Consider the following 21,228-nt stretch of genomic DNA (forward strand, 5'->3'; position numbering starts at 1 on the left):
GGCAGATTCGCGCCTGTTTTCGACTTTTGTTGGTGTTATCGTTAACCATATCGGATTCGTATTTTTCGGGTGCAGTGAACCATGACGGATGAGACGCATTCTGGTGCGCGCGTGGCGGCCGAGCGCGGCGAGGCGGACGGCGTTTCCTGTGATTTGATAGAGATCAGAGGCCGGATCAAATGGTTCGATACGTCGCGTGGCTTCGGCTTCGTTGTCCCCGATAACGGCATGTCGGATGTGCTGTTGCACATCACCTGCCTCAAGCGCGACGGTTACGAGACGGCGGTGGAAGGGGCGACGATCGTCTGCGACGCCATGCGCCGCGACCGCGGGTTGCAGGTCTTCCGCATCCGCTCCATTGATGTCTCCACCGCGCCTCACCCGTCCGAGCTGCCGGTGCGCACCCACGTTTCCGTGGTGCCGACGGGCGGCTTCCAGATGGTGGTCGTCAAGTGGTTCAACCGCCAGCGCGGCTTCGGCTTCGTGACCTGCGGCGAGGGCACGCCGGACATCTTCATCCACATGGAGACCATGCGCCGCTACGGCCTGATGGAACTCGTGCCGGGGCAGGCGCTGCTCGTGCGCTATGGCGATGGCCCCAAGGGCCGGATGGTGGCGGAGGTGCGCCTGCCGGACATCAGCCACGCGCCGGTTTCGCACTAGAATCTGTCCTGTTTACGTTGAAACAGGACAGATTCTCGATTCCTTATTTTGAGCGCGTTCTGATGGAATCAGATCGTGCGCTCCAATTTTCATATTTTACCGCAACTTGCAGAACATGGTCCGGCCAGGAATGAGCACCACGAAACTGAGCAGACGGGATGCGGGGGCTTTTCTGGCCGGCCTGTTGATGACGGTTGGTCTTGCGCTGTCGCCCGCCGCAATCGCGCGGGCGCCATCGATTCTCCCCACGGAGCCGCTGACCATCGTGACCGCCTCCGGGCGGCACAGCTTCGTGGTGGAAGTGGCACGCTCGCAGGAGGAACAGGCCCTTGGCCTGATGGGTCGGCGCTACCTGCCCGCCGATCGCGGCATGATCTTCGATTATACTGACGCGCAACCCGTGGCGATGTGGATGGAAAACACGTTCATTTCGCTCGACATGCTGTTCGTCGACGCACAGGGCCGGATCGTGCGCATCGCCGAGCGGACGGAGCCGCTGTCGCGCCGCATCATTCCCTCGGGAGGGCCGGTGCGCGCGGTAATCGAGCTGAACGCGGGAACGGCGGCACGCATTGGCGCCGCCGTCGGGGATTCGGTCGAGCTTTCGTTCATCGCGCCGGGCCGGTGAACGGCGGGGCATCATGCCAACGCTCCCGGTCTTCGGCCGCTCCCGTGCGGGTTTCGCGTAAGCGCCGCGTTGGCTTGAGCATTCCTCGATGAGCAGGCTCATCGAGGAATGATGTTATGGCGTCGGATCGGCGTCGCCGCGCTGCCGGCGGAAACGCTCATAAACGTCCGCGCCGCCGGCCCGTTCCTGATCGAGGAAGGCGCGGAAGGCCCGTACCTCGTCCGCCAGCTTGCCGCGGTCGTTATTGATGCGCTGCAATTCCGTGCTCACGTGCGTGTCGAACCGATCGTTGCCGGTAGGCGCGAAAAAGTCCTCGTCCGCACTGCTGGCGGGCGTCCCGCCGCCGAACACGTCGCGCAGCCCGGCGCGCACCCGGCAGAAGCCTTCCGTCACCACGTCATCAAGGCTGCGGGGAGAACGCGAGCGGTCGTTCCAGTATTTCCACGCCAGCACCACGAGACCCAGCGGCCAGTAGATGATGAAGCCGATGACGAGCGCCGCCAGCTCGGCGGGGCGCCAGTCACGCAGCACTGAACGATGATCATGTTGCGTCATAGTCGTCTCCGGGAGCCGTGACACGCCCGGCGATCAGCGCCGTGCCGCGCGGCACAAGGTCTCCTGTCGGAGAAATAGTAAACGTCGGCGTGTAAACAAGAGGAGGCGCCTGGCGGAACCGGACCGCCGGTCCGGCGGCGCTATTCGCCGTCGTAGCGCACCCACCCCTCCGGCAGCAGGCGCTCCTGCGGATGGAAGCGGCTCTTGTAGCCCATGCGCCGCGAGCCATCGACCCAATATCCCAGATAGACGTAAGGCAGGCCGAGGATCTGCGCCCGGGCGATATGGTCGAGGATGAGATAGGTGCCGAGGCTGCGATGCGGAGCATCGGGCTCGTAGAACGAATAGACCATCGACAGTCCGTCGCTCAGGATGTCGGTCAGCGCCACGGCGACGAGTTCGTCATTCTCGCGCCGGTACTCGATAAGGCGCGTGGTAACGTGCGTATCTTCCACCATCACGGAATAGTCGAGAACGCTCATATCCGCCATGCCGCCGTCCGCGTGGCGGGCATCGAGATAGGCGCGGAAGAGCCCGTACTGCTCCGACGATGCATGCGGCAGCACCATCGTCCCGGCGAGATCGCGGTTCTGGTTGATGACGCGCCGGAAGCTGCGCGTGGTACGGAAATCGTCCGCGACCACCCGGACGGAGACGCAACTGCGGCAGCCCTCGCAGGCGGGACGATAGGCGATGGTCTGCGAGCGGCGAAAGCCGCCCTGGGTCAGCACATCGTTGATTTCCCCCGCGCGCCGGCCAATGAGGTGGGTGAACACCTTCCGCTCCTGCTGCGCCGGCAGGTAGGGGCATGGCGCCGGCGCCGTCAGATAGAATTGCGGAGCATTGCGCGGTTGCGTCGTCACGGCGGGAGATCACCGATATCGGGTTTCGGGGGCGACAGGTTTGTCCGGAAAGTGCATCATACCCGGTCGATGCGGTCATATGACCCTTCGGATAAGGATAGCATGCCGCCCGCGCAACTCAAGGGGCGCGCGGGCGCATCCCACACGTCGCGTCAGGACCGGGTGACCGTGACGCCGGTAAGGACGTCGTGCAGCATGCGCCGGTCGTCGCGCACGAGGGCGGTCAGCACGTCGAGCACGAAAAGGATGCACGTCCCGATCGCGATATAGAAAAAGATGGCGTGGACGGCGGCGATGAGGAAGTCGACGCGCGCGCCGTCCGGCCCGACGACACGCAGCCCCAGCCAGCGCATGCCGATGGTCGCCTGTGCCTCGCCCCCTACGGTGATCGCGCTATAAATGACGCCGGTGCCCGCCAGCAACGGGAACAGCAGCCAGGCGACGCCGAAGGTCACGATGCCGAGAAGCGCGATGACCCAGCCGAGCGCGATCGTCAGCATGAAGATGATCACGGCATCGACGAGGTAGGCGAAAAACCGCCCCGTCAGCACGCCCCGCGTGTCGAATCTCGGCCGCAACGGTGCCGGAACCTGAGTCATGAATGCCTCCCCCACCATCGTATCAAACCGCTCCCGGAAAAGCGTGAAGCCCGCTTCCATCCGGAATGGCGCGGAACGGGCAGCGTGCCGCCGGGCGATTCCGCGAAGACATGAACCGTTCCGGCGCCCGGTCGTATGCGATATAGGTGCGGCTCGCGGCGCTGTCATCCCCGCCCCGTCACGCTCCCTGTGGCGTGGCAACGCGCCGCCGTTACTCGGACTGGCGGTTCAGCGCGCTGGCGAGCAGGCGGCGGCACTCGCGCAGCTCGTCGACAACGGCCTGAAGCTGCTCGCGCGTGCTGCCCGCTAGCTGATAGCTCGGCTCGATCATCCGGTTGATCACCGCCGGGCTTCCTTGTGGATTGTTCCTGCGCGCACGCAGCGACAGCGGGCCGGGGGCGTAACGGTCGATGACGGCATCGATTTGCGCCGATGCGCCCGCATTGAACTCCGCCTCATCCGCCTCCGGTATCCGGGCGGCGTGGCCGGCGAAATCAGCGTCATCGGTCGGTGCCGGGGGATCGTCGTCAACGATATCGCCGGCGGCATCGACCTGGTCATCCGGGTCGTCGGCGGGCCGCCATGCCTGCGCATCCGCATCGTCCTCGCCGCCGGTGAAGGAGGGCGCGCCGGGATCGTGCCCGTCCGCCGTGAACCCCTCGCCGGTAAGGTGAGACCCCGCCGCATGCCCGGCCGGCGTTGCGGCGAGGGCATCCGAAACCAGCCGTGACGAGCCCTGCGCCTGCGCGACCAGCCCCTGAACGTGGGCGACGCCCTGTTCCCTGAGGATGCGCTGCACGCCGCGAATGGTGTATCCCGCCCCATACAGGAGATGGCGGATGCCGCGCAGCAACGCGACATCTTCCGGCCGATAGAAGCGCCGGCCGCCGCCGCGCTTCACAGGCCGAATCTGCGCAAACCGCGTTTCCCAGAAACGCAGCACATGTTGGGGAATATTCAACTCTTCCGCGACTTCGCTGATGGTGCGGAAGGCGTCCGGTCCCTTGGTCACCTGTCACTCCTTCACGCAACAATCCGAATCCAGGGCCGCCTGCCCGGGATCGCCCCGCGCATCAGTATTGCGCTGCTCGGGAGTTGCGTAAATCCGATATGACACGCGAAACTGTCGCCAGGCTGTCCTAAGCCCGTCCCGGCGGCATCCGCCACGGCGCGTCGTCGCGGCGGGCCGGCTGCGATCAGTCTTTATCCTTCACTCCCGGCTCCTCGCCGTTGATGCGGGCGCGCAGGACGTTGGACGGGCGGAAGATCATCACGCGGCGCGGCTCGATCGGTACCTCGACGCCGGTCTTCGGGTTGCGGCCGATGCGCTGGCCCTTGTCGCGGACGATGAACGACCCGAAAGAGGACAGCTTCACCGTCTCGCCCCGGGCGAGGGTGTCCGAGATTTCGGTCAGCACGGATTCCACCAGTGCCGCCGATTCCGTCCGCGACAGGCCTATCTTCTGATAGACGACCTCGCAAAGATCCGCTCGTGTTACTGTCCGTCCTGCCATCGTCTTCCTTCGCGCGTCAACCGCACGCCCCCTGTGCAGCAGGCCGCCCGCCCGCAATCCATCGATACACACCGCTTCGCACGCCGCCTGCCACAGGCACGCCTTTATCGAACCGGCCCACTGCACGGCGAAAGCGACACTCCGCCCGGCAAAACCGGGCGCGTCGCTTCAACCATGATTTTTCACGCTATTCATATCGCCAGCGCCGGTCAATGGCGCAAATCAACTCAATCGCCTGTTGCCTATAGCAGTTTATGGATGCAATCGGACAATGTTACGGCCATATGACGACAGTAACGATCAAGGATCACGATCTTGCGCCGCGTATCGCGGCCCGCCTGCCGGCGGCATCTACCAGCGGATGACGGCGCTGCCCCAGGTGAAGCCGCCGCCGAGCGATTCGATCAGCACGAGGTCGCCCTCCCGGATGCGCCCGTCCGCCACGGCGACAGACAAGGCAAGCGGGATGGACGCGGCCGAAGTGTTGCCGTGCCGGTCGACGGTAACCACAACTTTCTCGGGCGCGATGCCGAGCTTTTGCGCGCTGGCGTCGATGATGCGCCGGTTGGCCTGATGCGGCACGAACCAGTCGATGTCGCTCGCGCTGATGCCGAGCGCGTTCAGCGCATCCTCGATGACGTCGGTAATCATGCCGACAGCGAAACGGAAGACCTCGCGCCCTTCCATGCGCAGGTGCCCGACGGTGCGCGTGGACCCCGGCCCGCCGTCCACGAACAGCTTTGAGCGGTGCTGTCCGTCGGAACGCAGATGCGATGTCAGCACGCCGCGGTCCATGATGGATTGGGTGCCGTTCTGCGCCTCCAGCACGATCGCGCCGGCGCCGTCGCCGAACAGCACGCAGGTGCCGCGGTCCTCCCAGTCAAGGATGCGCGAGAAGGTTTCCGCGCCGATGACCAGCGCGCGCTTGTGCGAGCCGGAGTTCAGGAACTTGTCCGCTGTCGCCACCGCGAAAACGAAGCCGGAGCAGACCGCCTGCAGGTCGAAGGCGACTCCGTGATCGATGCCGAGAGCGTGCTGGATCTGGGTCGCGGTGGCGGGGAAGGTGTAATCGGGCGTCGACGTGGCACAGATAATGAGGTCGATGTCGCTACCGGTCAGTCCCGCCGCATTGAGCGCGGCCTGCGCCGCCTTCGTGCCGAGCTGCGACGTCGTCTCGCCCTCCGCCGCGATGTGACGCTGGTGGATTCCGGTGCGCTTGACGATCCAGTCATCGGACGTATCAACCATGCGAGACAATTCGTCGTTGCTCAGGACACGCTCCGGCAGGTAGGCGCCGCAACCGCGCACGACAGATCTCAGATTGGCGAGATGCAACGAAAAAACTCCCTCACTGGGCGCTTCGGGGCGCCGGATTATGTATTGGACCATTCACCGGCCGGGGCCGAATCGTCGAATGTTCCGCCATTCATGCCTGGAACGGATTCAGGCCGGTCAGACGATTCCGTCCGACTCGGAAAGCGCTGGCGCCGCGATTGGCCGTGTCTGTGTCACGCTGTCACGAATACGATCGATCAGGCCGAAACGCGACATGTCGTAAGCAAGTTCCACCGCAGCCGCAAATCCGAACGCATCGGTGCCGCCGTGGCTCTTGATGACAATGCCGTTCAGGCCGAGGAAAATTCCGCCGTTGGAGCGGCGTGGATCGAGCTTTTCCCGCAGCGCGCGGAACGCGCCACGCGCGAACAGATAGCCGATGCGCGCCATCAGCGAGCGCTCGATGGCGCTGCGCAGATAAGCCGACACCTGCCGCGCCGTTCCTTCCGCGGCCTTGAGCGCGATGTTGCCGGCAAAACCTTCCGTTACCACGACGTCGACCGTGCCCTTGCCCAGGTCGTCGCCCTCGACGAAACCGTGATATGCGAACTGCTCCGATGCGCTCTCGCGCAGGATGCGGCCGGCCTCTTTCACCGCCTCGTTGCCCTTGATTTCCTCCACGCCGACATTGAGGAGGCCGACTGTCGGCTGCTCGATGTCGAAAACGGCGCGCGCAAGGGCCGCGCCCATCACGGCGAGGTTGACGAGCTGGCGGGCATCCGCGCCGATGGTCGCGCCGATGTCGAGCACGATGCTCTCGCCGCGCAGTGTAGGCCAGATGCCGGCGATCGCCGGGCGGTCCACCGGCGCCATGGTTTTCAGGCAGAACATCGCCATCGCCATCAGCGCGCCGGTGTTGCCGGCCGAGACCGCCGCGCGCGCCTCGCCGTTCTTCACCGCCTCGATGGCTTGCCACATCGAAGATTTGTACCGCCCGGCCCGCAGCGCCTGGCTAGGCTTGTCGTCCATGCGGACGAAGACGTCGGTGTGGCGGATTTCGGACGCCGCCCGCAGCGCGGGATGCTTGGCCAGCAGCGGCGCGATGACGTTCTCGTCGCCATAGAGCAGGAAGCGGACGTCCGGCCGCCGCTCCAGCGCGATGGCCGCGCCGGGAACGACGACGGCAGCGCCGAAGTCACCGCCCATGGCGTCAAGCGCAATCGTGATCGATGCAGGCATAATGAACGTGTCAAACTCCAGAATGGCGACCACAAAAGCCGAGTTGCCGCAGCCGACCGGGAAGCACGGCCGGCGGCGGCGAAGGGATGCGCGCTGGCGCGCCAGAACCCATCATGCGCCGCAGCTCTATTCCTTATTGCCGGAAACGGCCTGCTTCAAGCCCGAGAGGGCGGCAAAGGGCGATTCGTTCCCCGCAACGCCGTCGTCATACAAGAATTCCACGCCAGGTTTGCGGGGGTAGGGATCGAGCCCCAGAGCCAGAAACTCCGCCGTCAGGGCGCCGAGATCGATCTGTCCGTCGATCAGGTCGTCGGGAGCGTCGAGTTCCGATTCGGGATCGCGCGGCTCGCGCGGTTCGGCCTGGGGCAATTCCGGATCGGCGAACATGACCTCCACCTCTTCATGCACGGAGGCATCGAAGGGCTCCAGCGAGACCGTGCAGGTCTGCACGATCGCCGCGCGCACGTCGCCCCGCACCGTCACGCGCCGGTCGTTGCCGGAGAGGTGGAAGGCGCCCGTCAGCGCATGGATGGCGGGAAGATCAAGGAACGCTGCAAGCGCCGCGCGCTCTTCCGGGGTCGTCTCCACGGTAAAGTCCACACCCTCCGGCTTGAGGTCGGCCACGTTGAACACGCGCTGCAGGGGGAATGATTCGGTGTCCGTCATCGTGGACCTCCATCGGGAAACGGCCGCCGTGGCGGCCCGGTGGCGCCGGCAGTCGCGGGCGCCGGCTGATCAGCTTCGGGGTGCGTCTGGGAAAAGGGGCGCACCGGACATAATATACGCCAGATCGTAGGTGGTCATTGTTGCATCAGCATGGCGGATATGGCGGGCGAAGTCAGCGAGATTTCCCGCCTTTTCCCCTGCCGGACGCGAGAGCGCCGCGTGCAGCGCCTCGTCGTCCGCCGCCGCCAGCGCCTTCTCGAAAACCCGTGCGCGGCCGTAGAAAGTCTCGGCAAAGACTTTCATTTTCTTTGGAACGGACAGGTCGCCGATGCCGATTTCGCGCAGGCTGCGATCGATTTCCCGGAACAGGATATCAACAAGATCCTGCGCCACGTCGGCGGCCGGCGGAGGCAGGCCACGCAGCCGGCGCATGGTCAGCACCGTGTGCAGGGTCAGCGAATCGAATCGCCCTTCCAGCGTATCCGGCACCCCGAAATGCGTGTAGAGGAAGGGCGCGCGGGAAGCGTCCGAGATGCGCCGGTAAAGCGCCTCAACGGCGCCGGCGTCGCGCTTGCGGCCGAACAATCCGAAAAACATCTCCCCCCGCAGTTTCATCCTGCCTTGCAAATCCTCAACACGCGGGTTACGGCATGTGCGAGGTATTATGCAAGCACAATGCCGCATGCCTCGCGCCGGGGCAACGCGCCTCCCGCGCGGTTTGCGCCGCACCCGCGCGCGGTCCACAGGGACGGTGCGGTCGAGCGGGGGCATCCGGCGTCAGCCGCGTAACAGTCAGGAGACCATCGGGTGAGCAACTCTTCGGCCCAAGATTTCGCGTCCCAAGATTCCGTGTCCCGAGATTCCGAGTCCAACGGTTCGACGACCGCGCGTGCTGCGGCCGCAGGCGGTGTCCCGGCGAAGCGTCGCCTGCGGCTGATGCACCTGTCGGCGGCGGTGCTGGCCCTTTCCCTGGCAGGCGGGCTTGCCGCCTGCGGCAGCAGCGAGACGATCTCGCGCGGCTATGTCATCGACGAAAGCGCGCTGGCCCGCATCACGCCCGGCACCAGCGTCGAGCAGGTGCTCACCATTCTCGGCACCCCCTCGACCGTCTCGACCGTCGGCAACAAGACATTCTACTACATCAGCCAGAAGCTGCAGCGCACGGTGCAGTTCATCGAGCCGCGCATCGTCGACCAGCGTGTGGTGGCGATCTACTTCAACCAGGCGTTCAAGGTGGAGCGCGTCGCCCACTACGGCCTGAAGGATGGCGTCGTCTTCGATTTCATCAGCCGCACCACGCCGACCAGCGGCTCCGAGCAGAGCTTCCTCGGCCAATTGTTCCGCGGCGGCGGCACCTCCTTCACGCCCGGCCTCGGCCTCTGAGAGCGCGCTCCGATCAGATGGACTCATCTGATCGATCAGAACTCGCTCAAAATAAGGAATCGAGAATCTGTCCTGTTTCAACGTAAACAGGACAGATTCTAGCCCCGCGCTGCTGGGTTCAGGGCCGGTTGGCGATGGCGACGCCCACGGCGGATATCGCCATGCCGGCGATCTGGACGGTCTCCAGCGTTTCCCCGAACAGGAAGAACGCCATCAGTGCCGACACTGGCGGCACCAGATAGAGCAGGGCGGCGACGCCCGCGACCGCGCCCTGCCTGATCAGGAAGAGCAGCAGCGTGATGGCGCCCACGGAAAGGCCCAGCACTGCCCACACAAGGCCGATCCACATCTCCGTCGTGCCGTCTAGGCGCAAATCCTCGGTCAGCAGCGCCAGCGGCAGCAGAAACGCGACACCGCCGATGAACTGGACCGCGGCGTTGGTGCGCAGGTCCGACGACGCGGCGGTGCGCTTCTGCCAGACGGTGCCGAGCGTCATCGAGACCATGCCGGCGAGGGCCACCAGCATTGCCGCAGGCGGCAGGGCGGAGGCCTCCCCGATGCGGGGAAACAGCACCAGCAGCGCGCCGGCGAAGCCCAGTACGATGCCGAACCAGCGCTGGCCGGAAACCCGCTCCCCCAACAGCGGCACGGACAGGATACCCGTGAGCAGCGGCTGCAGCCCCATGATCAGCGCCACGATGCCTGCGGGCAGGCCGCGCTTGGTGGCCCAGAACGTCGCACCCAGATAGCAGCCCTGCATCAGCACGCCGGCGACGAAGGCGTTGAACCAGTGGCGTGGCGTCGTCGGCCATCTGGCGCCAACCGCGAGCGCGATCAGTATGAATACCGCCGCCGCCAGCGCGCAGCGCAACGCGAGGAACGTCATCGGATCGGCATGCGGCGCCACGAGCCGGGCAACGATAAAGCCCGTCGCCCAGATGACGACGAAGAACGCCGGAACGGCGCGCGCGAGGGCGGGGCTCATAAACGGTCTTTCCACCACGCGACCTGTGCCGCCACCTGCTCCGGAGCGGTGCCGCCAAAGCTCCTGCGCGAGCGCACCGAGTTCTGCACGCCCAGTACCTCACGGACATCCGCCGTGATGCCGGCTTCCACCGCCTGGAATGCGTCGAGCGGCAGTTCCTCCAGGCCGACGCCGCGCCGCTCCGCTTCCGCGACGAGCCGCCCGGTGACATGGTGCGCCTCCCGGAACGGCATGTCAAGGCTGCGCACCAGCCAGTCGGCGAGGTCGGTGGCTGTGGAGAAGCCGGCGCCGGCGGCGGCGGCCATGCGCGCGGGCACCGGCTGCAGATCCTCCACCATGCCGGTCGTGGCGGCGAGCACCAGTTCGAGCGTATCGGCGGCGTCGAACAGTTGCTCCTTGTCCTCCTGCATGTCCTTGGAATAGGTCAGCGGCAGGCCCTTCATCACGGTGAGCAGCGCGACGAGCGAGCCGAAGACGCGCCCGGTCTTGCCGCGCACCAGCTCGGCCGCATCCGGGTTCTTCTTCTGCGGCATGATGCTGGAGCCGGTGGTCCAACGGTCGGACAGGCGCACGAAACCGAACTGGGCCGTCATCCACAGCACGATTTCCTCGGCGAAGCGCGACAGGTGCATCGCGCAGATCGAGGCGGCGGACAGATATTCCAGAATGAAGTCGCGATCCGACACCGAATCGAGCGAGTTGCGCGTCGGCCCGTCGAAGCCAAGCGCCAGCGCTGTCGCGTGGCGGTCGATGGGAAACGAGGTGCCCGCAAGAGCGGCCGCGCCGAGCGGGCATTCGTTCAGCCGGCTGCGGGAATCGCGGAAACGGCTGCGGTCGCGTCCCAGCATCTCGACATAGGCGAGAAGATGATGGCCGAAGGTGACGGGCTGGGCGCTCTGCAGATGCGTGAAGCCCGGCATCACGGTATCCGTGTTTCGCTCCGCCTGCGTGACGAGCGCGCGCATCAGGCCGGTGATCTGGGCGACGGCGCGGTCGTGTGCCTCGCGCACCCACAGGCGCACGTCGGTCGCCACCTGGTCGTTGCGGCTGCGCGCGGTATGCAGGCGCCCGGCCGGTTCCCCGGCGATCTCCTTCAGCCGCGATTCGACATTCATGTGAATGTCTTCCAGCGCCGTCCTGAAATCGAAGGTGCCTGCCTCGATCTCGGCTTGCACCTTCCGGAGCCCGGCGTGTATCGCGTCGCGGTCGTCGTGCCCGATGATGCCTTGCGCCGCGAGCATGTCGCTGTGTGCGAGCGAGCCGCGGATGTCCTGGTCCGCCAGCCGCTTGTCGAATCCGATGGAGGCGTTGATCGCTTCCATCAGGGCGGCGGGGGAGGCGGCGAAACGCCCGCCCCACATCGCGTTCGACTGGTCTTTCTTCCCGCTACCTTCCGACATCACACAATCACCTCACGCACGGTCTGCTCGCCCACCTCGAAAATCCGCTTGTAGCGCTCGATTTCCTCCGGCGGTCCGAGCGCCTTGGCGGGGTTGTCCGACAGCTTGACGGTCGGCCGGCCGTTGGCCGACACCACCTTGCAGACGATGGAGAAGGGATCGAGCAGGGCATCGGGCGCGAAGCCGCGGAAATCGTTGGTCAGCAGTGTGCCCCAGCCGAAGGCGAAGCGCACGCGCCCGCGGAAGTGGGCATGGATCTGCTGGATCACCGGCACGTCGAGCGCGTCGGAAAAGACGATCAGCTTGTCCCGTGGGTCGGCGCCGCGTGCCTGCCACCAGGCGATGGCCTCTTCGCCGCCCTTGATGGGGTCCTTGGAATCGATGCGGATGCCCGTCCATGTCGACAGCCACGGCGGCGCGTTCCGCAGGAAGCCCGTCGTGCCGTAGGTGTCGGGCAGGATGACGAGCAGGTTGCCGTCGTAGTCCTCCTGCCAGTCGTTCAGCACCTGATAGGGCGCCTGCCGCAGCTTCTCGTCGTCGGACGCGAGGGCGGCGTAGACCATCGGCAGCTCGTGCGCGTTGGTGCCGACGGCTTCCACCTCGCGCCGCAGGGCGATGAGGCAGTTCGAGGTGCCGGTGAAGGCGCCGCCGAGGCCCTCCTGCAGGGCCTGCACGCACCAGTCCTGCCACAGGAAGCCGTGCCGGCGGCGCGTGCCGAAATCGGCGATCTGGAGATCGGGGAGGGTCTTGAGTTCCTCCACCTTCTCCCACAGCCGCGCCATGGCGCGCGCATAAAGCACCTGCAGCTCGAAACGTCCCATATGCTTAAGGGAGGCGCGCGAGCGCAGTTCGGTGATGATGGCGAGCGCCGGGATTTCCCAGAACGTGGTTTCGACCCATGGCCCCTCGAAGGTCAGCTCGTACTGGCCGTCCTTCTCCTCCAGCTCGTAGGGCGGCAGGCGGAAGCTCTCAAGCCAGGCGATGAAGTCCGGCTCGAACATCTGCCGGCGGCCGTAGAACATGTTGCCGCGCAGCCAGGTCGATTCCCCGCGCGTCAGCGACAGCGTGCGCACATGATCGAGCTGCTCGCGCAGCTCCACGACGTCGATGAGGTCGGCGAGCCGCACGTGCTTCGAGCGGTTGATGATGGAGAACGTGACACGCGCGTCCCGCTGGCGGCGGAAAATCATCTGCGCCATCAGCAGCTTGTAGAAATCCGTATCGAGCAGCGAGCGCACGATCGGGTCTATCTTCCAGCTATGGTTGTAGACCCGGGTGGCGATGTCCGTCATGCGTTGCCTCCCGCGGCCAGGCGGTCGTCGACCAGCGCGCGCAGTGTGCGCAGATCCTTCACGAACGCGCGGATGCCCTCGGCGAGCTTTTCAGTCGCCATTGCATCCTCATTGAGGGCGAAGCGGAACGCCTTCTCGTCGAGATGCAGGCGCTCGGGCGCATGGCCGGTGTCGTCCGGCGACAGGGCGCGCGGCAGCCCGCCCTCGCTCGCGGCGAGTTCATCGATGAACGCGGGGGAGATGGTGAGCCGGTCGCAGCCCGCAAGGGCCTCGATCTCTCCGAGGTTGCGGAAGGAGGCGCCCATCACGACGGTGCCGATGCCGTGGCGCTTGTAATAGGCATAGATGGTGCGCACGGAGAACACGCCGGGATCGGTCTCGCCCGTGTAGGGGCCGCCGCCGTTCCTGACGTGCCAGTCGAGAATGCGACCGACGAAGGGCGAGATCAGGAACACGCCCGCGTCCGCGCAGGCGGCCGCCTGCGCCAGCGAAAAGAGCAGCGTCAGGTTCGTGTCGATACCCTCGTTCTGCAGGATCTCGGCGGCACGAATGCCTTCCCACGTCGCGGCGATCTTGATGAGGATGCGCTCGCGGCCGATGCCGCGCTCCTCGTAGTCGCGGATGAACGCGCGGGCCTTGGCGACCGTCGCCTCCTTGTCGAAGGACAGGTCGGCGTCCACCTCCGTCGAGACGCGGCCCGGCACGATGCGCGCGAGTTCGGTGCCGAAGTTTACCGCGAGCCGGTCCGCCACGCGGGAGACGATCGTGTCACGCGAGCCGCCGAGCGTGCGGCCGAAGGCGAGCGCCTCGTCGACGACGGCGGCATGGCTGCCCGACTGCACCGCGCGCAGCAGCAACGTGGGGTTGGTGGTGCAGTCCTGCGGCTGAAGGCGGCGCACGGTCTCGATATCGCCGGTGTCGGCGACGACAACGGTGACGGCTTTCAACTGATCGAGTTTCGTCGGCATCGTCTTTCCCCAGGCTTTCCTCTCGGGCGCATCGGCCCGTTTCCCGATCCGTGCGCGGCGCTTGCCCGCGTCAGTCGTTTGGACCACGGACGTTGCGTCAGTGCAAGGCGCAAGTGTCCACAAAAGTCGCAAGTGTCCGCAAAAGGCGCAAGTACCCGTAAAACGGGCCGAACCCGCCCCGGCGGGATGGTCCCGCGCCCCGTGCGTCATATCAGCGTCACGGCGGAAGTCTAGGCAACAGGTTCATCATTTTCGACGGTCCGCGCGACGGCGGATCCGTCGTCCGGTCCGTCTCCGTCCCGTTCAGGAGCGCTGTTCCATGAAACGTATCCTCGCCGCCATTCTCGCCACGACCCTTGCGCCGGCAGCCGCTCTCGCCGCCGATGTGTCCGGCAAGCTCGTGCTCTATACCAGCCAGCCCAACACCGACGCGCAGCAGACCATCGATGCGTTCAAGGCGAAGCATCCTGCCGTGGACATCAGCTTTGTGCGCGACGGTACGCCGCCGCTGCTCGCGAAGCTGCGCGCCGAGTTCGAGGCCGGCCAGCCGCAGCCCGACGTGCTGCTGATCGCCGACAGCGTCACCATGGAAGGGCTCAAGAAGGAAGGCCGTCTGGCCGCCCACGAGGGCGCGGACGTTTCCGCCTACCCGGCCGGCACGCACGACCCGCAGAAGTACTGGTTCTCGACGAAGCTGATCACCACCGGCATCACCTACAATACCAAGGCCGGCTTCAAGCCGCAGTCGTGGGAAGATCTGACGAAGCCGGAGGTCAAGGGCCAGCTCACCATGCCGAGCCCGCTGTCGTCGGGCGCCGCCCTGATCCACGCCGCCACCCTCACCGGGAACCTGCCGGAAGGCTGGGGCTACTATGAGGCGCTGAAGAAGAACGACGCGATTGCCGGCGGCGGCAACGGCGCCGTGCTCAAGTCGGTCGCCGGCGGCGAGAAGCTCTACGGCGTGATCGTCGACTACATGCCGATCCGCGAGAAGGCCAAGGGCGCGCCGGTCGAGTTCGTGTTCCCGACGGAAGGCGTCTCCGCCGTCACCGAGCCGGTCGCTATCCTGAAGACGACGAAGAACCCCGAGGCCGCGAAGGCTTTCGTCGACTTCATCCTCTCGAAGGACGGCCAGGAACTCGCCAGCAAGCAGGGCTACCTGCCGGCGCATCCGGAGGTCGCCCCGCCGGAAGGCTTCCCCGACCGCAGCAAGATCAAGGTGCTGAGCTTCGACGCCGCGAAGGCGCTTGAGGACGAGGCGAAGAACAAGAAGGCGTTCGCCGACATTTTCGGCCAGTGACCGACGGTCTGAATGACGGACGTCATCCGTGAACGGATAGCCGACAAGGGCGACGCGGCACGGCCGCGCCGCCTGCCGGATGGATGGTGGGTGCTGGTGCTGCTGGCGGCGGCCGTTCTGCTGTTCGCCGCGCTGCCGTTCGGGCGGCTGGTCCTTGCGGCGGTCGCTCCCGGCGGGGCGTTCGATCTCGCGCCGGCGCTGGCCGAGATCGGCGGGCGGACGGCGCTTAGGGCGACGTGGCACAGTCTCGAAACCGGCGTGGTTTCCGCGTTTCTCGCGCTGGCGCTCGGCACGGGCATGGCCTTGGCGCTGACCTTGACGGACGTGCGGGGCAAGCGCGCCATCGCGTTCTGTTTCCTGCTGTCGATGATGATCGCGCCGCAGGTGGTGGCACTCGCCTATTTCACGCTGGCCGGCCCGTCGTCGCCGCTGCTGAACGCCTTCGGCCTCGCGCCGCCGCCCGGCAGCGACAATCCGCTGATGAGCCGGGAAGGCATCATCGCCGTGCTTGCGCTGCACCACGCGCCGCTGGTGTTCGTCACCATGCGCGCGGGGCTGCGTACCGTCCCGGCCGATCTTGCCGAGGCGGCGCTGGTGGCGGGCGCACGTCCGCTGCGGGTGTTGCGCACCGTGATCCTGCCGCTGCTGCGGCCCTATTTCGTGGCCTCCGCCGCGCTCGCCTTCGTGGCGGCGGTGGGCAACTTCGGCATTCCCGCGCTGCTCGGCGTGCCGGTGAATTACTTGACCTTGCCGACGCTGATCTATCGCCGCATGGTGAGCTTCGGCCCTTCCGTCATTGCGGACGCGGCGGCGCTGTCCGTGCTGGTGGCGTTTATCGCCGGCTCGGGCGTTCTTCTGGGCGCCTGGATGCTGGGCGGCCGGTCGGCGCGCTTCAGCCGTGGCAGGGCCATCGGTGTGGTGTGGTCTCTGAAGCGCCGTGCGCTTGTGGAAGCTATGCTCTGGCTCGTGGTCGCCGTGGTGTTGGCCCTGCCGCTCACCGCCCTGCTCGCCTCCGCGCTCGTGCCTTCCTATGGGGTGCCGCTGTCGTGGGCGACGGCGACGCTCGATAATTTCGTGGAAGTCCTTGTCCGTCAGGATGTTACGGTCCGCGCCTTCCGCAATTCCCTCCTGTTTGCGCTCGCGGCCTCCGTGCTGCTGGCGTTGGGCGCGGTGCCGCTGGCCTATGCGCTTGACCGGCGGTCCGGCCGGTTTCGCGGCGCGCTGGAGCTGGTGCTGGAAATTCCCTATGCGCTGCCCGGCGTCGTGCTGGCGATTGCCTGCATCCTGCTGTTCCTGAAGCCTTTGCCGCTCGTCGGCGTCAGCATCTACGGCACGCCGTTCATCATCCTGTTCGCCTATATGGCGCGCTTCCTGCCGGTGGCGCTGAAGGCGCCGGGCGCGGCGGTGGCGCAATTGCCCGTCGAGCTGGAGGAAGCAGCGCGCGCTTGCGGCGCCGGGTTCTCGCGCCGGTTGCGCAGCATTGTTCTGCCCATCGTGCTGCCGGCGGCGATGGCCGGCGGCCTGATGGTTTTCCTCATTGCCTTCAATGAATTGACGGTGTCGGCGCTGCTGTGGTCATCCGGCACGGAGACGATCGGCGTGGCGCTGTTCAGCCTTGAGGAAGCCGGTTTCGCCTCGCCCGCCGCCGCCGTGGCGCTGACGGCGGTGGTGGCTGTCGCGGTGATCATGGGGCTGCTCGACGTCAGCGCCCGCCGCCTGCCGCCGGGGATTCTGCCGTGGCGGGAATGACCCAGCCGTCGTGGATGGTCAGCCCGAGGGCGGTGCCGGGCGCGGGGGCGGACGGGAGATGGAGTTGCAGCCGCTGGCCGTCCGCCAGCTCCGCCGTCACCGTGTGGAACGCGCCCTTGTAGATCGTCGACAGGACGCGCGCTTCGAAAGCGTTTCCGATGCCGACCGCCTCCGGCCGCACCAGCACATGCACGGGGCCGGCGCTGACGCCGGCGTGGGCGCGGAAAACCGGCGTGCGGCCGGCAAGCCGCACCCGGACCTTGCCGCCGGCAGGGGGCGCCTCGGCAACGGCGTCGACGATCGCGCCCTCGCCGACGAACTTCGCCACCGAGATGTTCGCCGGCTCGCTATACACAACCTCGGGCGCCGCCCGCTGCGACAGGCGGCCGCGATCCAGCACCGCGACGTCCGTGGCGAGCGCCAGTGCCTCCGCCTGGTCGTGGGTGACGTAGATGAAGGTGCGGCCGGTGTCGCGGTGCAGGCGGCGGAACTCCTCCAGCATGGCGGCGCGCAGGTGGATGTCGAGATTGGCGAGCGGCTCATCGCACAGGATGACCGGTGCATCCTGCACCAGCGCCCGGGCGAGTGCCACGCGCTGGCGCTGGCCGCCCGAAAGCGCCTCCGGCCGGCGCGCGGCGAGCCCGGCGAGGCCGACCGCTTCGAGCGCTTCGCCGACGCGCCGGGCCATTTCGCCCTGCCGCACGCCGGCGACCGACAACGGAAAGGCGATGTTCTCCGCCACGCTCATATGCGGCCACAGGGCATAGGACTGAAATACCATCGCCACCTGCCGGTCCTCCGGCGGCACGTGCAGGCCGGGGCCAGCGACGGTGCGGCCGTTGAAGGCGATGGCGCCGGACGATACTTTCTCGAAGCCGGCGATCAGCCGCAGCAGCGTCGTTTTGCCGCAGCCCGACGGTCCGAGCAACGCCAGAAAGGCGCCGTCCGCCACCGTGAGGCTCACGTCGTCGAGCGCGACGACGGCGTCGTAGCGACGACTGACGTGCGACAGTTCAAGCATGGGCGGGTTCAGGCATGAGAAAATCGGGATATGCGGGGAGTTCAGGCGTCATCGGATACGGCGGCGATCATCCGTTGGTCGGACGACAGGCGAACGTCGTCCGCATCGCCCCTCTCTGCGCCTTCCGCGTGACGTTTTCGTGAAAGCGTCGTGCGGCAACCCGCAATTCTGGAAATGTTACATCTTGGTAAGTGTTGCATTCCTTCTACAGTATCCGCGCCCGGCACAGGCTAGGGTACGTGCGCTGGGCGTGCATCGGGCGCGCTTGTACCGGAAGAAGCGCCACGGGAATGGTCACGCGCCCTCAAACATCCCCGCTCGACCCCGCCGCCGATGCGGCGGCGCTGCTGCGCCGTCTCGGCTTCGCGCTGCTGGTCGTCGTGCTGCCCGTTGCAACGTTCCTGTCCCGCAGGGCGACCATCGTGCTGGCACCCATCGGCGTGGCGCTGCTGATTCTGTCGAGCGTCATCGAGGCGCCTCCGCGCGGCCTCGCGCGGGTGTTCGCCGCCCTGGCAAGGAGCCCCGCGGGCATTGCCGGCATCCTGTTGCTGGTGTGGTCGGCGCTGTCGGTCTTCTGGTCGCCGGATCGCGGGGAGGCGGGCGACAAGCTGTTCAACATCGTGCAGGCTGTCCTGCTCGCGCTGCTCGGCGTCACCACCCTGCCCGAGCGCGTCCGGGCCTCGAACCTTTATCTGACCGGCATCGGCGCCGCGCTGGCCGCGCTGTTGGCGCTGGCGCTGCTGGCCACGCGCTCGCGCGATGCACTGCTGAACGATACGGCGATCTTCGAACGCGGCCTCACGGCGCTCGCCCTTGTCGTGTGGCCGGCCATCGCCTGGCTCGAATCGCGCAGCCGCAGGGGGCTTGCGGCGGCACTCGGCGCGGCGACGGCGGCCGCGCTCGTGGCGGCCCGCGTCTGGACGCCGCTGATCGGTTTCGCGGTCGCGGCGGCGATCTACGGCTTGACGGCCTGGCGTCCGGTTGCAGGCAACCGGGTCACGGCCTGGGGAACGGCGGGCATCCTGCTCGGCGCGCCGCTGTTCGCGGTGTTGCTGTCGCCGGCGGTCGCGCTGCTGTTCGTCGAGGGCAGTGTGGTGCGCGAGGCAATCGCGGCGTGGCATGCGCTCGTGTTGGCCGCGCCCGGCAGTTTCCTCATCGGTCATGGGCTCGACACGGCGTTGGCGGCGCGCGTGGCCGGCACGATTCCGGCCGCGACCCCTTACGGCTTTCCGTTCGAGATCTGGTACGAACTCGGCGCGGTGGGCGCCGCGCTGGCGGCGCTGGTGCTCTATTTCGTGGTGCGGCGGCTCGACGAGACGTCGGCAGGGCCGGCTGGTTCCGGGCAGCTCGTGCCGGGTCTGACGGCCGCCGTCGCGTCGGCTTTCACGCTGTCGGTGCTTGGCGTGGGCATGGCGTTTCCGTGGTGGATGACGACGCTTGCCGTCGTCGTCATTTCCTTCGCCGCCATCACCCGGGGCCAGTTCCGCACCCGCCGCCCCAAGGCGGGCGCGAAGCCGGCGGGGGAAAGCCCGTCGCCCGCCTCCGCCCAGGCCCAGGCGCGGGCCACCGGAACGGCAGGATACAAGGGATCGTGATCGCATGCTGACCATCTGGGGACGGAAAAACTCATCCAACGTGCAGGCCCTGATGTGGTGCGTCGGGGAACTCGGCCTGCCTTACGAGCGGCACGATGTCGGCCATCGCTACGGCGGCAACGACACGGCGGAATTTCTCGCCATGAACCCCAACGGCACCGTGCCCGTCCTGCGCGACGGCGACAGCGAGCCGTTGTGGGAAACCGGCGCCATCCTGCGCTATCTGGCCGGCCGCTACGGCAGCGCGCCGTTCTGGCCTGCCGAGGGGTTGGCGCGGGCGCGGGTCGACAAATGGGCCGAATGGGCGAAGATCAATGTCACGCTGGCGTTTTCAGGGCCCATTTTCTCGCGGGTGGTGCGGACGGCTCCGTCGAAGCAGGATCCCGCCGCCATCGCCCAGGCCATCGTCGCGCTCGACAGACTGCTCGACATCGCCGAGGCGCAACTCTCCCGCGGCGCCTTCCTTGCCGGAGACCACTTCACGCTGGCGGATATCCAGCTCGGCCATGTCCTGTACCGCTATTTCGATATCCCGATCGAGCGGCAGGACCGCCCGGTGCTGCGCCGCTATTACGACACGCTCACGACGCGACCCGCATTCCGCGAGCATGTCATGGTCTCCTACGAAGAGCTGCGCGTGACGGATTGAGCCGGGCTGCGGCGAGACGCCGCGTCGTCCACAGGCCGGCATCCGCATTTCGGGCGGCGCGCTCTGGAGCATTCGCGTACAAGATGCTATCCAGCGTCCCTCAAGGCCTTGCATCCAACACAGGCCGGGCGGGCTGGCGGGCAAGGCCGCGCAAGTTGTCCTGCCCCGGCGCTCGCGGAGATTGTTCATGCGCTCCCTGATGCTTGCATCCTGTATCCTCGCCTCCTGCGCGCTGCCGGCCCTCGCGCAGCCCGCCGCGGTGGCTTCCGCCGACCGGCCGGTGCTGGTCGCGCAGGCACAGCAGGCTGATCCGCAGAATGTCGTGCTGCTCGATACGGCTCATGGCCGCGTCACCATCCGGCTGCGTCCCGACCTCGCGCCCCGGCATGCCGAGCGCATCCGCGCGCTGGCGAGCAAGGGCTTTTATGATGGCGTGGTGTTCCACCGCGTCATTCCCGGTTTCATGGCACAGACCGGCGACCCGACGGGCACCGGGCGCGGCGGCTCCGACCTGCCGGACCTGCCGGCCGAATTCTCCGACGCGCCGTTCAAACGCGGCACTGTCGGCATGGCGCGGGCGCAGGATCCCGATTCCGCCAATTCGCAGTTCTTCATCTGCTTCGATGACGCCTCGTTTCTCAACGGTCAGTATACGGTCATCGGCGAGGTGATCTCGGGCATGAATGCGGTCGACAAGATCAAGGCCGGCACCAGCGCCAACAACGGCGCGGTCACGAATCCCGACAAGATCACCCGGATGCGCCTTGCTTCCGACGGCAAGTGAGCCCATATCCCACGCCTGTTTCGTATTGTCCTGCACGCGCTTCCCGGATCGGGGCGACTGTCCCCGTCCATCCATCCGATCGGGCATCCGCCTTCCGGGA

Annotated in this window: 22 protein-coding genes; 8 read left to right on the forward strand and 14 right to left on the reverse strand. The window is 66.8% G+C overall.

Annotated elements, in window-relative coordinates; all coding sequences use genetic code 11:
- Positions 1-81 precede the first annotated feature (81 nt).
- Together FHS82_RS01785 and FHS82_RS01790 are read left to right on the forward strand one after the other, a co-directional pair.
- The gene (locus tag FHS82_RS01785; protein ID WP_166948092.1) at positions 82-663 is read left to right on the forward strand and encodes a cold-shock protein; all 582 of its coding nucleotides are present in this window, start codon (positions 82-84) and stop codon (positions 661-663) included.
- 130 nt (positions 664-793) lie between these two features.
- Positions 794-1,291, forward strand: a complete 498-nt coding sequence (locus FHS82_RS01790) for a DUF192 domain-containing protein (RefSeq protein WP_166948094.1) — start codon at positions 794-796, stop codon at positions 1,289-1,291.
- A 114-nt stretch (positions 1,292-1,405) separates the two neighbouring features.
- On the opposite strand, the gene FHS82_RS01795 is transcribed toward FHS82_RS01790, so the two are convergent.
- From FHS82_RS01795 to FHS82_RS01835, 9 genes are all read right to left on the reverse strand, one after another.
- Positions 1,406-1,846 (reverse strand): DUF2852 domain-containing protein, encoded by a 441-nt coding sequence (locus tag FHS82_RS01795; protein WP_166948096.1) that lies wholly within the window; start codon positions 1,844-1,846, stop codon positions 1,406-1,408.
- A 140-nt stretch (positions 1,847-1,986) separates the two neighbouring features.
- On the reverse strand, positions 1,987-2,709 hold the full coding sequence (locus FHS82_RS01800) for an arginyltransferase (RefSeq protein ID WP_166948098.1): 723 nt from the start codon (positions 2,707-2,709) through the stop codon (positions 1,987-1,989).
- A 152-nt stretch (positions 2,710-2,861) separates the two neighbouring features.
- Positions 2,862-3,308 carry an RDD family protein gene (locus FHS82_RS01805; RefSeq protein WP_166948100.1) on the reverse strand — a complete coding sequence of 149 codons (447 nt, stop codon included), beginning with the start codon at positions 3,306-3,308 and terminating at the stop codon, positions 2,862-2,864.
- Between the two features lie 211 nt (positions 3,309-3,519).
- A complete protein-coding gene (locus tag FHS82_RS21395) occupies positions 3,520-4,320 on the reverse strand; it encodes a MerR family transcriptional regulator (protein ID WP_343042479.1) in 801 nt (266 codons plus the stop codon).
- Positions 4,321-4,504: 184 nt separating this feature from the next.
- Positions 4,505-4,822: an integration host factor subunit alpha gene (locus FHS82_RS01815; protein ID WP_166948102.1), complete on the reverse strand. Its 318-nt coding sequence runs from the start codon at positions 4,820-4,822 to the stop codon at positions 4,505-4,507.
- 351 nt (positions 4,823-5,173) lie between these two features.
- On the reverse strand, positions 5,174-6,157 hold the full coding sequence (locus tag FHS82_RS01820; RefSeq protein ID WP_377700229.1) for a beta-ketoacyl-ACP synthase III: 984 nt from the start codon (positions 6,155-6,157) through the stop codon (positions 5,174-5,176).
- A 117-nt stretch (positions 6,158-6,274) separates the two neighbouring features.
- Positions 6,275-7,336 carry a phosphate acyltransferase PlsX gene (gene plsX, locus FHS82_RS01825; protein WP_166948106.1) on the reverse strand — a complete coding sequence of 354 codons (1,062 nt, stop codon included), beginning with the start codon at positions 7,334-7,336 and terminating at the stop codon, positions 6,275-6,277.
- Positions 7,337-7,462: 126 nt separating this feature from the next.
- Positions 7,463-8,002, reverse strand: a complete 540-nt coding sequence (locus tag FHS82_RS01830) for a YceD family protein (RefSeq protein WP_166948108.1) — start codon at positions 8,000-8,002, stop codon at positions 7,463-7,465.
- A gap of 69 nt (positions 8,003-8,071) precedes the next feature.
- Positions 8,072-8,617 carry a ubiquinol-cytochrome C chaperone family protein gene (locus FHS82_RS01835; protein WP_246224965.1) on the reverse strand — a complete coding sequence of 182 codons (546 nt, stop codon included), beginning with the start codon at positions 8,615-8,617 and terminating at the stop codon, positions 8,072-8,074.
- A gap of 321 nt (positions 8,618-8,938) precedes the next feature.
- Between FHS82_RS01835 and FHS82_RS01840 the strand changes: the two genes are divergently transcribed.
- A complete protein-coding gene (locus FHS82_RS01840; protein WP_166948897.1) occupies positions 8,939-9,385 on the forward strand; it encodes an outer membrane protein assembly factor BamE in 447 nt (148 codons plus the stop codon).
- Positions 9,386-9,503: 118 nt separating this feature from the next.
- Here the strand turns inward: FHS82_RS01840 and FHS82_RS01845 are convergent, their stop codons facing one another.
- From FHS82_RS01845 to tal, 4 genes are read right to left on the reverse strand one after another with little or no spacing between them, the layout of a single operon-like run.
- Complete coding sequence (locus FHS82_RS01845; protein ID WP_166948110.1) at positions 9,504-10,370, reverse strand: DMT family transporter; 867 nt, start codon at positions 10,368-10,370, stop codon at positions 9,504-9,506.
- Positions 10,367-11,770 carry an argininosuccinate lyase gene (gene argH, locus FHS82_RS01850; RefSeq protein ID WP_166948112.1) on the reverse strand — a complete coding sequence of 468 codons (1,404 nt, stop codon included), beginning with the start codon at positions 11,768-11,770 and terminating at the stop codon, positions 10,367-10,369. The genes FHS82_RS01845 and argH overlap by 4 nt, the downstream gene beginning before the upstream one ends.
- Positions 11,770-13,062: a nicotinate phosphoribosyltransferase gene (gene pncB, locus FHS82_RS01855; RefSeq protein ID WP_166948114.1), complete on the reverse strand. Its 1,293-nt coding sequence runs from the start codon at positions 13,060-13,062 to the stop codon at positions 11,770-11,772. Before pncB ends, argH begins: the two co-directional genes overlap by 1 nt.
- Positions 13,059-14,030: a transaldolase gene (gene tal / locus FHS82_RS01860; RefSeq protein WP_166948116.1), complete on the reverse strand. Its 972-nt coding sequence runs from the start codon at positions 14,028-14,030 to the stop codon at positions 13,059-13,061. The genes pncB and tal overlap by 4 nt, the downstream gene beginning before the upstream one ends.
- 319 nt (positions 14,031-14,349) lie before the next feature.
- Between tal and FHS82_RS01865 the strand changes: the two genes are divergently transcribed.
- Positions 14,350-15,330, forward strand: a complete 981-nt coding sequence (locus FHS82_RS01865; RefSeq protein ID WP_166948118.1) for an ABC transporter substrate-binding protein — start codon at positions 14,350-14,352, stop codon at positions 15,328-15,330.
- 12 nt (positions 15,331-15,342) lie between these two features.
- The gene (locus FHS82_RS01870; RefSeq protein WP_166948120.1) at positions 15,343-17,079 is read left to right on the forward strand and encodes an ABC transporter permease; all 1,737 of its coding nucleotides are present in this window, start codon (positions 15,343-15,345) and stop codon (positions 17,077-17,079) included.
- Here the strand turns inward: FHS82_RS01870 and FHS82_RS01875 are convergent.
- On the reverse strand, positions 17,033-18,100 hold the full coding sequence (locus FHS82_RS01875) for an ABC transporter ATP-binding protein (RefSeq protein WP_166948122.1): 1,068 nt from the start codon (positions 18,098-18,100) through the stop codon (positions 17,033-17,035). The two genes, FHS82_RS01870 and FHS82_RS01875, sit on opposite strands and share 47 nt — an antisense overlap.
- A 290-nt stretch (positions 18,101-18,390) precedes the next feature.
- Here FHS82_RS01875 and FHS82_RS01880 point away from each other — a divergent pair, with 290 nt between their 5' ends.
- From FHS82_RS01880 to FHS82_RS01890, 3 genes are all read left to right on the forward strand, one after another.
- A complete protein-coding gene (locus FHS82_RS01880; protein WP_166948124.1) occupies positions 18,391-19,695 on the forward strand; it encodes a peptide ABC transporter permease in 1,305 nt (434 codons plus the stop codon).
- 4 nt (positions 19,696-19,699) lie between these two features.
- Entirely contained in the window at positions 19,700-20,344 is a 645-nt protein-coding gene (locus FHS82_RS01885) for a glutathione S-transferase family protein (protein ID WP_166948127.1), read from the forward strand.
- Between the two features lie 187 nt (positions 20,345-20,531).
- On the forward strand, positions 20,532-21,128 hold the full coding sequence (locus tag FHS82_RS01890) for a peptidylprolyl isomerase (RefSeq protein WP_246224966.1): 597 nt from the start codon (positions 20,532-20,534) through the stop codon (positions 21,126-21,128).
- Positions 21,129-21,228 lie beyond the last annotated feature (100 nt).

Origin of the sequence: Pseudochelatococcus lubricantis, assembly GCF_011762225.1 — a bacterium.
Classification (GTDB): Bacteria; Pseudomonadota; Alphaproteobacteria; order Rhizobiales; family Beijerinckiaceae; genus Pseudochelatococcus; species Pseudochelatococcus lubricantis.

Bases quoted from the DNA above. Each gene is read 5' to 3' on its own strand.
- FHS82_RS01880 (WP_166948124.1), top strand. From the start codon at position 18,391: ATGGTCACGCGCCCTCAAACATCCCCGCTCGACCCCGCCGCCGATGCG.
- FHS82_RS01830 (WP_166948108.1), bottom strand. From the start codon at position 8,002: ATGACGGACACCGAATCATTCCCCCTGCAGCGCGTGTTCAACGTGGCC.
- FHS82_RS01785 (WP_166948092.1), top strand. From the start codon at position 82: ATGACGGATGAGACGCATTCTGGTGCGCGCGTGGCGGCCGAGCGCGGC.
- FHS82_RS01840 (WP_166948897.1), top strand. From the start codon at position 8,939: ATGCACCTGTCGGCGGCGGTGCTGGCCCTTTCCCTGGCAGGCGGGCTT.
- argH (WP_166948112.1), bottom strand. From the start codon at position 11,770: ATGTCGGAAGGTAGCGGGAAGAAAGACCAGTCGAACGCGATGTGGGGC.
- FHS82_RS01835 (WP_246224965.1), bottom strand. From the start codon at position 8,617: ATGAAACTGCGGGGGGAGATGTTTTTCGGATTGTTCGGCCGCAAGCGC.
- FHS82_RS01845 (WP_166948110.1), bottom strand. From the start codon at position 10,370: ATGAGCCCCGCCCTCGCGCGCGCCGTTCCGGCGTTCTTCGTCGTCATC.
- plsX (WP_166948106.1), bottom strand. From the start codon at position 7,336: ATGCCTGCATCGATCACGATTGCGCTTGACGCCATGGGCGGTGACTTC.
- FHS82_RS01795 (WP_166948096.1), bottom strand. From the start codon at position 1,846: ATGACGCAACATGATCATCGTTCAGTGCTGCGTGACTGGCGCCCCGCC.
- FHS82_RS01790 (WP_166948094.1), top strand. From the start codon at position 794: ATGAGCACCACGAAACTGAGCAGACGGGATGCGGGGGCTTTTCTGGCC.
- tal (WP_166948116.1), bottom strand. From the start codon at position 14,030: ATGCCGACGAAACTCGATCAGTTGAAAGCCGTCACCGTTGTCGTCGCC.
- FHS82_RS01890 (WP_246224966.1), top strand. From the start codon at position 20,532: ATGCGCTCCCTGATGCTTGCATCCTGTATCCTCGCCTCCTGCGCGCTG.
- FHS82_RS01815 (WP_166948102.1), bottom strand. From the start codon at position 4,822: ATGGCAGGACGGACAGTAACACGAGCGGATCTTTGCGAGGTCGTCTAT.
- FHS82_RS01875 (WP_166948122.1), bottom strand. From the start codon at position 18,100: ATGCTTGAACTGTCGCACGTCAGTCGTCGCTACGACGCCGTCGTCGCG.
- pncB (WP_166948114.1), bottom strand. From the start codon at position 13,062: ATGACGGACATCGCCACCCGGGTCTACAACCATAGCTGGAAGATAGAC.
- FHS82_RS01870 (WP_166948120.1), top strand. From the start codon at position 15,343: ATGACGGACGTCATCCGTGAACGGATAGCCGACAAGGGCGACGCGGCA.
- FHS82_RS01865 (WP_166948118.1), top strand. From the start codon at position 14,350: ATGAAACGTATCCTCGCCGCCATTCTCGCCACGACCCTTGCGCCGGCA.
- FHS82_RS01885 (WP_166948127.1), top strand. From the start codon at position 19,700: ATGCTGACCATCTGGGGACGGAAAAACTCATCCAACGTGCAGGCCCTG.
- FHS82_RS01805 (WP_166948100.1), bottom strand. From the start codon at position 3,308: ATGACTCAGGTTCCGGCACCGTTGCGGCCGAGATTCGACACGCGGGGC.